Source organism: Caballeronia sp. LZ035, from assembly GCF_031451175.1.
In the GTDB taxonomy this organism is placed as follows: Bacteria; Pseudomonadota; Gammaproteobacteria; order Burkholderiales; family Burkholderiaceae; genus Caballeronia.
On sequence record NZ_JARUXS010000001.1, the window covers coordinates 851,472 to 864,299 of the forward strand.

A 12,828-nucleotide genomic window follows, 5' to 3' on the forward strand; every position below is an offset into this window, starting at 1 on the left:
GTTACATGGCAAAGTTTTTTATCGATCGACCTATCTTCGCGTGGGTGATTGCGATCATCCTGATGTTGGCGGGGATGGCCTCGATCTTCACGCTGCCGGTCGCGCAGTACCCGACCATCGCGCCGCCCGCGATCCAGATCAGCGCGTCGTATCCGGGCGCATCGGCGAGCACGGTGGAAAACACCGTGACGCAGGTGATCGAGCAGCAGATGACCGGCCTCGACCACTTGCTGTATCTGTCGTCCACCTCCGATGACTCGGGCACGGCCACCGTCACGCTGACGTTCTCGGCGGGCACCAACCCCGACATCGCGCAGGTGCAGGTGCAGAACAAGCTGCAGCTCGCGACGCCGCTGTTGCCGCAGGTCGTGCAGCAGCTCGGCACGAAGGTCACGAAGTCGAGTTCTTCTTTCCTGCTGGTGCTCGCCTTCGTGTCCGAAGACGGCAGCATGAACAAGTACGACCTCGCGAACTACGTGGCGTCGAACGTGGCGGATCCGCTTTCGCGTCTCGACGGCGTCGGCACCACCACGCTGTTCGGCTCCCAGTACGCGATGCGCGTCTGGCTCGATGCAACCAAGCTCACGAACTACTCGCTCACGCCGGTGGACGTGAAGAACGCCATCACCAACCAGAACGTGCAGGTGGCGGCGGGCGGGCTCGGCGGCACGCCGGCCGTGCCGGGGCAGATGCTGCAGGCGACCATCACGGAAGCCACGCTGCTGCGCACGCCCGAGCAGTTCGGCGACATCCTGCTGAAGGTGAACCAGGACGGCTCGCAGGTGCGTCTGAAGGACGTGTCGCACATCGAGCTGGGCGGCGAAAACTACAACTTCGACACCAAGTACAACGGTCAGCCGACCGCGGGCTTCGGTATCCAGCTCGCCACCGGCGCGAACGCGCTTGCCACGGCGAAGGCGGTCCGGGCGAAGGTCGACGAGCTGTCGAAGTACTTCCCGCACGGTCTCGTCGTCAAGTACCCGTATGACACGACGCCGTTCGTGCGCCTGTCGATCGAGGAAGTGGTCAAGACGCTGATCGAAGGTATCGTGCTGGTGTTCCTCGTGATGTATCTGTTCCTGCAGAACCTGCGGGCGACGATCATCCCGACCATCGCGGTGCCGGTGGTGCTGCTCGGCACCTTCGCGATCATGTCGGCGGTCGGCTTCTCCATCAACGTGCTGTCGATGTTCGGCCTCGTGCTCGCCATCGGCCTGCTGGTGGACGATGCGATCGTGGTCGTGGAGAACGTCGAGCGGGTGATGTCGGAGGAACATTTATCGCCACGCGAGGCCACTCGCAAGGCGATGGACCAGATCACCGGCGCGCTGATCGGCGTGGCGCTGGTGTTGTCGGCGGTGTTCGTGCCGGTGGCGTTCTCGGGCGGCTCGGTGGGCGCGATCTACCGGCAGTTCTCGCTGACGATCGTGGCCGCGATGGTGCTGTCCGTGATGGTCGCGCTGGTGCTGACGCCGGCCTTGTGCGCGACGATCCTGAAGCCGCATCCGGAAGGCCACGTGGCCGAGAAGAAGGGTTTCTTCGGCTGGTTCAACCGCAACTTCAACAAGAGCCAGGACAAGTACCACAAGGGCGTGCAGCACGTGATCCGGCGTTCGGGCCGCTGGCTGATCATCTATATCGTGGTGATCGTCGCGGTGGGCATGCTGTTCCTGCGTCTGCCGAAGTCGTTCCTGCCCGATGAAGACCAGGGCACGATGTTCGTGCTCGTGCAGGCGCCGGCCGGTTCCACGCAGGAGTACACCGCGCACGTGCTGAAGGACGTGCAGGAGTATCTGCTGAAGGACGAGAAGTCGATCGTCGAGTCGGTGTTCACGGTGAACGGCTTCTCGTTCGCGGGCCGCGGCCAGAACTCCGGTCTCGTGTTCGTGCGGATGAAGGACTACGCGGACCGCCAGCACAGCGACCAGAAGGTGCAGGCGCTGGTCGGGCGGATGTTCATGCACTTCGCGCCCTACAAGGACGCGATGATCTTCCCGGTCAATCCGCCTTCGATTCCCGAACTCGGCACGGCGGCGGGCTTCGACTTCGAGCTGCAGGATCGCGCGGGGATGGGGCATGCGAAGCTGATGGAAGCGCGCAACATGCTGCTCGGCATGGCGGCGAAGGACCCGACGCTCGCGCAGGTGCGGCCGAACGGCCTGAACGACACGCCGCAGTTCAAGGTGAACGTCGACCGCGAGAAGGCGAACGCGCTGGGTGTGGCGGTGACGGACATCGACCAGACCTTCTCGATTGCCTGGGCGTCGCAGTACGTGAACAACTTCCTCGACGTCGACAACCGGATCAAGAAGGTCTACGTGCAGGGCGATGCGCAGTTCCGCATGACCCCGGACGACCTGAACAAGTGGTACGTGCGCAATGCCTCCGGAACCATGGTGCCGTTCGGCGCGTTCGGGACCGGCGAATGGATCTACGGTTCGCCGAAGCTCGAGCGTTACAACGGTATCTCGGCGATGGAAATCCAGGGCGCGGCGGCAGCGGGCAAGTCGACCGGCCAGGCCATGACGGCGATGGAAGCGATCGCGGCGAAGCTGCCGGCGGGGATCGGCTACGAATGGACGGGCCTGTCGTATCAGGAACGCCAGTCGGGTTCGCAGGCGCCGATCCTGTACGGCATCTCGATCCTCGTCGTGTTCCTGTGTCTCGCGGCGCTGTATGAAAGCTGGTCGATTCCGTTCTCGGTCATCATGGTGGTGCCGCTGGGCGTGCTCGGCGCGCTGCTTGCCGCGACGCTGCGCGGTCTGGAGAACGACGTGTTCTTCCAGGTCGGCCTGTTGACGACGGTGGGTCTGTCGGCGAAGAACGCGATTCTGATCGTGGAATTCGCGCGGGAGTTGCGCATGCAGGGCATGTCGACCGTGGAAGCGGCGATGGAAGCGGCGCGGCTGCGGCTGCGCCCGATCCTGATGACCTCGCTCGCGTTCATTCTCGGCGTGATGCCGCTCGCGATCAGCAACGGCGCGGGTTCGGCGAGCCAGCATGCGATCGGCACGGGCGTGATCGGCGGGATGCTGACCGCGACCTTCCTTGCCATCTTCATGATCCCGATGTTCTTCGTCGTGATCTCGAAGTTCAGCAAGAGCAAGGACGTAGCCTCGCCGGGCACCTCGGGCGGTTTCGATGGTCCGCATGGCGGCTCGCATGGCCCGGATGCATCGAATAAGGAAGGACATTGAGATGCTTAAACATTCCTTGATCGCGGCCGCCGTGGCGCTGTTCGCCGCCGGCTGCACCATGGCGCCGAAGTACGAGCGTCCGGCCGCGCCGGTCACGCAGGAATTCCCGCAGGGCGGCGTCTACGCGACCCAGCCCGACGCGAACTCCACGGCGAGCAACGGCCGCACGGCCAACGGCCAGAGTGCGCCGGAGATCGGCTGGCGCGACTTCTTCGCGGATGCGCGTCTGCAGCAGATCGTCGCGCTCGCGCTGAAGAACAACCGTGACCTGCGCGTGTCGGTGCTGAACGTGCAGGCCGCGCAGGCGCAATACCGCATCACGCGCGCGGGCCTGTTCCCGACGCTCGATGCGGCCGGGTCGCAAAGCAAGCAGCGCACGCCGAAAAACCTGTCGTTCTTCGACCAGACGATCTCGAATACCTACAGCGTGGGTCTGAACGCTTCGTGGGAAATCGACTTCTTCGGCCGCATACAGAGCCTGAAGGACCAGGCGCTGGCGCAGTATCTGTCGACGGCGGAATCGCGCAAGGCGGCGGAGATCTCGCTGGTGTCGTCGGTGGCCGACCAGTATCTGACGATGCTCGCCTACGACGATCAGCTCGTCGTCACGCAGAACACGCTGAAGACGGCGCAGGAGTCGTATCGGATCACGAAGCTGCAGTTCGACAACGGCACGGGCTCGGAACTCGACCTGCGCCAGTCGGAAGGCGTCGTGCAGCAGGCGCAGGCGAATCTGCAGGCCCAGGCGCGTCTGCGCGCCCAGGCCGAGAACGCGCTCGTGCTGCTGGTGGGTGAACCGCTGCCGGAAGACTTGCCGAAGGGCATGCCGCTCGACACGCAAAACCTGCTGTCGGACGTTCCGGCAGGCCTGCCGTCCGACCTGCTGACGCGTCGTCCGGATATCGCGGCCGCCGAGCAGTCGCTGCTCGCGGCGAACGCGAACATCGGCGCGGCGCGCGCGGCGTTCTTCCCGAAGGTGTCGCTGACGGGCAGCTTCGGCACGCTCTCGCCGACGCTCGGCGGCTTGTTCAAGCCGGGCTCCGCCGCGTGGTCGTTCGCGCCGACGATCGATCTACCGATCTTCGAAGGCGGTCAGAACGTGGCGAACCTGGATCTGGCGAACATCCAGAAGCGGGTGGAAATCGCGAATTACGAGAAAGCGATCCAGACCGCGTTCCGCGAAGTGGCGGATGGTCTCGCGGCGCGCGGCACCTACGACGAGCAGATCAAGTCGCTCGAGCGTTTCGTGCAGTCGCAAAGCCGCCGGCTGGAGTTGTCCGACCTGCGCTACCGCAACGGCGTGGACAGCTACCTGACCGTGCTGACGGCGCAGACCGACCTGTACTCGGCGCAGCAACTGCTGATCTCGGCGCGCCTGAACCGCCTGACCAACCTCGTCGATCTGTATCAGTATCTCGGCGGCGGCTGGATCGAGCATTCCGGCGATGCCCCGCGTCCCGCCGACGCGCCCGTGGACTACGGTTCGCAGAGCGCGCCGCAACCGGCCTCGGCACCGGCGGGCTGACGCCTTTCGTTTCGCTCGAAGTTCGCCCGATGTCACGAAGCCCGACCTTGCGTCGGGCTTTTTTTTCGTGCGTAAAGCGCGGGCGATGAAAGGCTTTGTTGAATTTCAACAAGCAAAGACAAACGTTCACGGATCTGCCCGCTGATCGGGCGGACTGGATTCGCGCGCTCACTATAATCAAATGCTTGCCGCAGCAACTACTGCGTCAGTCTCTGTGGCCTGTCCGTGGGATCGATCCGGCGTGTGTTGATCGCCAGTCGAAACAAGGCGGCTGGCCGTTTCGAAACGCTGAAATCCCGCGATGCGAGCAAGCAAAAAAATTAGTCATCCCGAAATAATCCGATTCGCTTTCCGACACGACGCGCGGCGCCATGCACGGCGCCTTTCCAGCGCGCGATCCAGTCCGAAGCGCCAGTGATTCCTACCACCGGGGCCGTCTGAGCGGTCCTCGCATTGCACCTTGCGCACCGTGCGCGCGGCCATCGTTGCCGGCGCGCATGGCTGCGCACGCGCGGGTGCTCGCGGGTGCTCGCGGGTGCCATGCGTCATTTCAATTTCAGTCATCAAAGAGGTTCGCGTTCCATGCGTCTCACACGGATTCCATACCGCCTCATCGGTGTCGCGACGGTCGCCATGCTGACCGCCGCCTGCGGGGAGAAGCGTCCCGCGATGATGCCGCACACGCCCGAGGTCGGCGTCGTCACGCTCGCGCCTGTCACGGTGCCCGTCTCGACCGAACTGACCGGCCGCACCAGCGCCTTCCTCGACGCCCAGGTGCGGGCGCGCGTCGACGGCATCGTGCTGCGCCGCGAGTTCACCGAAGGCAGCGTCGTCAAGGCGGGGCAGCGTCTCTACAAGATCGATCCGGCGCCGTACATCGTGCAGTTGAACAACGCGCGGGCGTCGTACGCGAGGGCGCGGGCCAATCTCGAGTCGACCAGCGCGCAGGCCCGGCGCTACAAGGTGCTGGTGGCATCGAACGCGGTCAGCCGGCAGGACTACGACAACGCCGTCGCCGCGCAGTCGCAGGCCGCGGCGGATGTCGCGTCGGCGAAGGCCTCGATCGACGCCGCGCAGATCAACCTCGGCTACACCGATGTCGTCGCGCCCGTCACGGGCCAGGCCGGCATCTCGCAGGTCACGCCGGGCGCCTATGTGCAGGCCGCCCAGGCCACGCTGATGGTGACGGTCCAGCAGCTCGATCCGATGTATGTGGACCTGACCCAGTCGAGCATCGACGGTCTCAGGCTGCGCCGGCAGATCCAGGAAGGGCGGCTCGCCACCCACGGCCCAAACGCGGCGAAGGTGAGCCTGATTCTCGAGGACGGCCGCGTGTATCCCGAGCAGGGCAAGCTGCAATTCAGCGACGTCACCGTGGACCCGTCCACCGGCTCCGTGACCGTGCGCGCGATCTTCGAAAACAAGGACCGCGTGCTGCTGCCGGGCATGTTCGTGCGCGCGCGCATCGAGGAAGGCGTGAATCCGAACGCGCTGGTCGTGCCGGTGCAGGGCGTGTCGCATGACCAGAAGGGCGGGGCGCAGGCGCTGGTCGTCGGCCGCGACGACCGTGTGGCGCTGCGTCCGCTCGTGACCGGCGGCACCTACGGACAGAACTGGGTCATCGAAAGCGGACTGCGGCCAGGCGAGCGCGTGGTCGTCGAGGGCATCGACAAGGTGCGTCCCGGCATGACGGTGAAGACGCAGCCGGCGCATCTGCCGGCCGCGTCCGGTGCTGCCACGGCCGCTGGTGCGTAAGGACGGGAGACACGCGCCATGGCCAATTTCTTCATCGATCGCCCGATTTTCGCGTGGGTGATCTCCATCATTCTGATGCTGGCGGGCGCGGCGTCGGTCGCGACCCTGCCGGTCGCGCAATATCCGACGATCGCACCGCCCGCCATCCAGATTTCCGCCACCTATCCGGGCGCCTCGGCCCAGACCGTCGAAAACACGGTGACACAGGTGATCGAGCAGCAGATGAGCGGGCTCGACCATCTGCTGTACCTGTCCTCCACTTCCGACGACAGCGGCACCGCCACCGTCACGCTGACCTTCGCCGCCGGCACCAATGCCGACATCGCGCAGGTGCAAGTGCAGAACCGGCTGCAACTGGCCACGCCGAACCTGCCGCAGGTCGTGCAGCAGCTTGGCACCAGCGTGTCGAAGTCGAGCGCCAGCTTCCTGCTGGTGCTCGCGTTCGTGTCGAAGGACGGCAGCATGAGCCGCGAGGATCTCGCGAACTACGTGGCGTCGAACGTGCAGGACCCGGTGAGCCGTCTCAACGGCGTCGGCACGGTGACGCTGTTCGGCACGCAGTACGCGATGCGCATCTGGCTCGACCCGAACAAGCTGACGCAGTACAGCCTCACGCCGGTGGACGTGCAGAACGCGTTGCAGACGCAGAACGTCCAGGTCGCGGCGGGGCAGCTGGGCGGCACGCCCGCCGTGCCCGGCCAGGCCATGCAGGCGACCATCACGGAAGCCACGCTGCTGCGCACGCCCGAGCAGTTCGGCAACGTGCTGCTCAAGGTGAACCAGGACGGCTCGCAGGTGCGCATCCGGGACGTCGCGCGCGTGGGCCTGGGCGGCGAGAACTACATCTTCGAGACGCGCTACAACGGCAAGCCGGCCGCCGGCTTCGGCATCCAGCTCGCGACCGGCGCGAACGCGCTGGCCACCGCCAATGCCGTGCGCGCGAAGATCGACGAACTCTCGAAGTTCTTCCCGCCAGGGCTGGTCGTCGAGTATCCCTACGACATGACGCCGTTCGTCAGGCAGTCGATCAGCGAAGTGGTGAAGACGCTGTTCGAGGCCATCGTGCTGGTGTTCCTCGTGATGTACCTGTTCCTGCAGAACCTGCGCGCCACGCTGATCCCCACGCTGGCCGTGCCGGTGGTGCTGCTCGGCACGTTCGCGATCATGTCGGCGGCGGGCTTCTCGATCAACACGCTGTCGATGTTCGGCATGGTGCTCGCCATCGGCCTGCTGGTGGATGACGCGATCGTCGTGGTGGAGAACGTCGAGCGGGTGATGACCGAGGAAGGGCTCGGACCGAAGGAGGCCACGCGCCGCGCGATGAGCCAGATCACTGGTGCGCTGGTCGGCGTGGCGCTGGTGCTGGCGGCGGTGTTCGTGCCGGTGGCGTTCTCGGGCGGCTCGGTGGGCGCGATCTACCGGCAGTTCTCGCTGACGATCGTGGCGTCCATGGGCCTTTCCGTGCTCACGGCGATGATCCTCACGCCGGCGCTGTGCGCCACGCTCCTGAAGCCGCTGCCGCCGGGGCACGGGCCGAAGACTACCGGCTTCTTCGGCTGGTTCAACCGTGTGTTCGCCCGCAGCCAGGAGAAGTATCACGACGGCGTGTATCGGGTGATCCGCCGCTCGGGCCGCTTCATGCTGGTCTATCTGGTGATCATCGCGGCGGTCGCGCTGCTGTTCGCGCGCCTGCCGAAAGCCTTCCTGCCCGACGAGGACCAGGGGATGATGTTCGTGCTCGTCGCCACGCCCGCCGGGTCCACGCAGGAAGTGACGCAGCGCGCGCTCGACGACGTCTCGGGCTACCTGCTCGAGCAGGAAGGCGCGATCGTCCAATCGGCCTTTACCGTGAACGGCTACAGCTTCGCGGGGCGCGGCCAGAATGCGGGCCTCGTGTTCGTGCGTCTGAAGGACTTCGCCCAGCGCACCAGCGCGAAGGAGAAGGTGCAGGCGCTGGTCGGCCGGACCTTCGGGCACTTCGCGGGCTACAAGAACGCGCTGGTGTTCCCGGTGAATCCGCCGTCCATTCCGGAACTCGGCACGGCGTCGGGCTTCGACTTCGAACTGCAGGATCGCGCGGGGCTCGGTCACGAAAAGCTGATGCAGGCGCGCGCGATGTTGCTCGGCATCGCGGCGAAGGACCCGTTGCTGGCGCAGGTGCGTCCGAACGGTCTCAACGACACCGCGCAGTTCAGGGTGAACATCGACCGTCAGAAGGCGCTCTCGCAGGGCGTGGATCCGTCGGCGATCGACCAGACCTTCTCGATTGCGTGGGCGTCGAAGTACGTCAATAACTTCCTCGATACCGACAGCCGCATCAAGAAGGTCTACCTGCAGGGCGATGCGCCGTTCCGCATGTCGCCGGAGAACATCGACAGCTGGTACGTGCGCAATGCGTCGGGCGCGATGGTGCCGTTCTCGTCGTTCGCCACCGGCAACTGGAGCTACGGCTCGCCGAAACTCGAGCGCTACAACGGCCGCTCGTCGATCGAAATCCAGGGCGTCGCCGCACCGGGCAAATCCACCGGGCAGGCCATGAACGCCATGGAAGCGCTCGCGGCGAAGCTGCCGGCGGGCATCGGCTTCGAGTGGACCGGGCTGTCCTATCAGCAGATCCAGTCCGGTTCGCAGGCGCCCGTCCTGTACGGCATCTCGATCCTCGTCGTGTTCCTGTGCCTCGCGGCGCTGTACGAGAGCTGGTCGGTGCCGTTCGCCGTGATCATGGTCGTGCCGCTCGGCGTGATCGGCGCGTTGTTCGCCGTGTCGCTGCGCGGTCTGGAAAACGATGTGTTCTTCCAGGTTGGCCTGCTGACGACGGTGGGGCTGTCGGCGAAGAACGCCATTCTGATCGTGGAATTCGCGCGCGACTTGCAACTCACCCAGAAAATGGGTCCGGTCGAGGCGGCGATGGAGGCGGCGCGCCTGCGTCTGCGGCCCATCCTGATGACCTCGCTGGCCTTCATTCTCGGCACGCTGCCGCTCGCCATCAGCAACGGGGCGGGCTCGGGCAGCCAGCACGCGATCGGCACGGGCGTGATCGGCGGCATGCTCACCGCAACCTTCCTGGCCATTTTCATGGTGCCGATGTTCTTCGTCGTCGTGCGTTCGCGCTTTGGCGGCGACAAGGAGGACCCGCAAGCCGCGCTCGCGCACTACGACCAGAAACGCCGCGCGGAAGCAGGCAAGGAGGGACACTGACATGCTGAGACTGACCTTGATTGCAGCCGCCATTGCGTGGCTTGCCAGCGGCTGCACGCTGGCGCCCAAGTACGCGCAGCCGGCGTCGCCGGTGCCCGCGGGCTATCCCGCCGATGGCGTCTATGCGGCGCAGGCTGCACAAAACGCGTCCGCCACCCCGGCCGCCGATGTCGGCTGGCGCGATTTCTTCGTCGATGCCCGCTTGCAGCAACTCATCGACATCGCCTTGCGCAACAACCGCGACCTGCGCGTCGCGGTGCTGAACGTGCAGGCGGCGCAGGCGCAATACCGCATCGCGCGCGCCGGGCTGCTGCCGTCGGTGAGCGCGCAGGCGGACCAGACGAAGCAGCGCACGCCGCGCAATCTCGCGATCGCCAACCAGACGATCCAGAACAGTTATACCGTGGGCCTGAACGCATCGTGGGAACTCGACCTGTTCGGCCGCGTGCAGAGCCTGAAGGACCAGGCGCTCGCCACCTACTTCGCGACCGCCTACGCACGCAAGGCGGCCGAGATCTCGCTGGTCGGGCAGGTGGCCACGCAATACCTGCAAGTGCTGCAAGCCGACGATCTCCTCGCCGTCACGCGCCAGACACTGAAAAGCGCGGGCGATTCGTTCGGCATCGTCAAGCTGCAGTTCGACAACGGCACGGCGTCGGAGCTGGACCTGAGCCAGTCGCAAAGCGTGCTGGAAACCGCGGCGGCCAATCTGCAGGCGCAGGAACGCGCGCGGGCTCAGGCGGTGAACGCGCTTGCGCTGCTGCTCGGCGAGCCCGTGCCGGACGATCTTCCGGAAGGCCAGCCGCTCGCCCGCCAGCCGATGCTGACTGACCTGCCGGCGGGACTGCCGTCGGACTTGCTGCTGCGCCGTCCGGACATCATGGAGGCGGAGCAGAACCTGGTCGCGGCCAATGCGAACATCGGCGCGGCGCGTGCGGCGTTCTTTCCGAGCATTTCGCTGACCGGCAGCTTCGGTACGCTGAGCCCGTCGCTCGGCGGGCTGTTCAAGCCGGGCTCGGCGGCGTGGAGCTTTGCGCCGACCATCACCTTGCCGATCTTCTCGGGCGGCCAGAATGTCGCGAACCTGGACCTGGCGAACGTCAGCAAGCGGATCGAGGTGGCGCGCTACGAGAAGACCATTCAGTCGGCGTTCCGTGATGTCGCCGATGGTCTCGCCGCGCGCGGCACGTTCGACCAGCAGATCGCGGCGCTCGAGCGCGACACGGCTGCGCAGCAGCGTCGTCTGGATCTTTCTACGCTGCGTTACCGGCAAGGTGTCGATGGCTATCTGAACGTGCTGACGGCGCAGCAGGATCTCTATGCCGCGCAGCAGACGCTCGTTTCCGCGCGCACGCAGCGGCTGGCCAATCTGGTGAGCCTGTATCAGGCGCTGGGTGGCGGGTGGATCGAGAAGACAGGGGACGCGCCGCGTTCGGTTGACGCGAGTTCGTGATCTCGCGCAGGCGTCGTGAGGCGCCTGCCGCTTACATACCGCGCTACGCCTGCGGGTCACGCGAGCACAAAAAAACGCCGCAACTTTCGTCGCGGCGCTCAACGCAAGCACTTCCGGGAACTACTCCATCATCAATGCGCGTCGCCCGCGTGGGCCGCGCCATCGAAATCGTGCGCGGCTTCGCGGATCTCGCGCCGCGCCTGACGCTCCTTGCGCACGCCATTGAACACGATGTTCAAAATCACCGCCGTCACCGAGGCCAGCAAAATGCCGCTGTGCAGGATCGGTTCGAGCGCGTGCGGCAACTGGGTGAAGAACTTCGGCGCGACCACCGGCACCATGCCCATGCCCACGCTGACCGCGACGATGAACAGGTTGTGATGATTGGTCGTGAAGTCCACGCGCGACAGCGTCTTGATGCCGTTTGCCGCGACCATGCCGAACATCACGATACCCGCGCCGCCGAGCACGAACGGCGGCACGGAAGCCACGACCTGAGCCATCTTCGGGAACAGGCCGAGCACGACGAGAATGACGCCGCCGGTCGCGCAGACAAAGCGGCTCTTCACGCCGGTCACGCCGATCAGCCCGACATTCTGCGAAAACGACGTATGCGGGAACGAGTTGAAGACGCCGCCGATCAGCGTGCCGAGTCCATCGACGCGCAGTCCGCGCACCAGCGACTTCTGGTCGACGGGACGCTCGACCAGATCGCCGACCGCGAGGAACATGCCGGTCGATTCGATGAACGTGACGAACATGACGATGACCATCGTCGCGACGGAGAGCGGGTCGAAATGCGGCAGGCCGAAGTGGAACGGCAGCACGATGCCGACCCACGGCGCATGGGCCACGCCCTCCATGTTCACGCGGCCGAGCAGCGCGGCGATGACGAAGCCCGCGACGATCCCGAGCAGCACCGAGATATTGGCGATGAAGCCGCGTGCGAACTTGTTGATCAGCAGGATCAGCGAGAGCACGACGAGCGAGAGCAGCAGGAACACCGGGTTGCCATAGTCGGGATTGCCGACGCCGCCCGCCGCCCAGTTGATGCCGACGCCCATCAGCGAGAGCCCGATCACCGCGATGACCGTGCCCACCACGACCGGCGGGAAGAAGCGCAGCAGCTTGCCGATCATCGGCGCGAGCAGGATGCCGATCACGCCGGCCGCGATAGTGGAACCGAACACATCGAGAATGCCGAGCGAAGGATTCGTGCCGATGGCGACCATCGGGCCGACCGCCGCGAAGGTGCAGCCCATGATGACCGGCAGGCGGATGCCGAAGATCCACAGGCCGAGCGTCTGGATCAGCGTCGCGGCGCCGCAGGAAAACAGGTCCGCGCTGATGAGGAACGCGACCTGGTCCTTCGGCAAGCCCATTGCGGCGCCGAGGATCAGCGGCACCGCGACCGCGCCGGCGTACATGACGAGCACGTGCTGGATGCCCAAGGTCAGCAACTGACCGGCGGGGAGCCGCTCGTCGCACGGATGCACGGACGGGTTCACCGAACTTGATGCCATGTCTCTCTCCTTTATTGCCTTTTCACTGGAATGGCCTCCACGTTAAGTGCATCAAAATGCATGAACAAGACCACGCGGCGCTATACGTCGCGTTCGCCCACCGATATGGATGAGGCGCGGCGGCGCGGGCGCAAACGTGCGCAGGTCCCGGCCACAAGGGGTTTGACGCATTGCAAG

6 protein-coding genes are annotated in these 12,828 nt (G+C 65.6%); 5 read left to right on the top strand and 1 reads right to left on the bottom strand.

Going from position 1 to position 12,828, the window contains the following annotated elements; genetic code table 11:
• The first annotated feature begins 5 nt into the window (after window positions 1-5).
• From QCE88_RS04035 to QCE88_RS04055, 5 genes are all read left to right on the top strand, one after another.
• Window positions 6-3,197: an efflux RND transporter permease subunit gene (locus QCE88_RS04035; RefSeq protein WP_309899386.1), complete on the top strand. Its 3,192-nt coding sequence runs from the start codon at window positions 6-8 to the stop codon at window positions 3,195-3,197.
• 1 nt (window position 3,198) lies between these two features.
• Window positions 3,199-4,722: an efflux transporter outer membrane subunit gene (locus QCE88_RS04040; protein WP_309899388.1), complete on the top strand. Its 1,524-nt coding sequence runs from the start codon at window positions 3,199-3,201 to the stop codon at window positions 4,720-4,722.
• 582 nt (window positions 4,723-5,304) lie between these two features.
• Window positions 5,305-6,477 carry an efflux RND transporter periplasmic adaptor subunit gene (locus tag QCE88_RS04045; protein WP_309899390.1) on the top strand — a complete coding sequence of 391 codons (1,173 nt, stop codon included), beginning with the start codon at window positions 5,305-5,307 and terminating at the stop codon, window positions 6,475-6,477.
• 18 nt (window positions 6,478-6,495) lie between these two features.
• Window positions 6,496-9,675, top strand: a complete 3,180-nt coding sequence (locus QCE88_RS04050; RefSeq protein ID WP_309899392.1) for an efflux RND transporter permease subunit — start codon at window positions 6,496-6,498, stop codon at window positions 9,673-9,675.
• A gap of 1 nt (window position 9,676) precedes the next feature.
• Window positions 9,677-11,128 (top strand): efflux transporter outer membrane subunit, encoded by a 1,452-nt coding sequence (locus tag QCE88_RS04055; RefSeq protein ID WP_309899394.1) that lies wholly within the window; start codon window positions 9,677-9,679, stop codon window positions 11,126-11,128.
• A gap of 131 nt (window positions 11,129-11,259) precedes the next feature.
• Here QCE88_RS04055 and QCE88_RS04060 read toward each other — a convergent pair whose 3' ends face one another.
• Window positions 11,260-12,651 carry a nucleobase:cation symporter-2 family protein gene (locus tag QCE88_RS04060; protein WP_309899396.1) on the bottom strand — a complete coding sequence of 464 codons (1,392 nt, stop codon included), beginning with the start codon at window positions 12,649-12,651 and terminating at the stop codon, window positions 11,260-11,262.
• Between the last annotated feature and the right edge of the window lie 177 nt (window positions 12,652-12,828).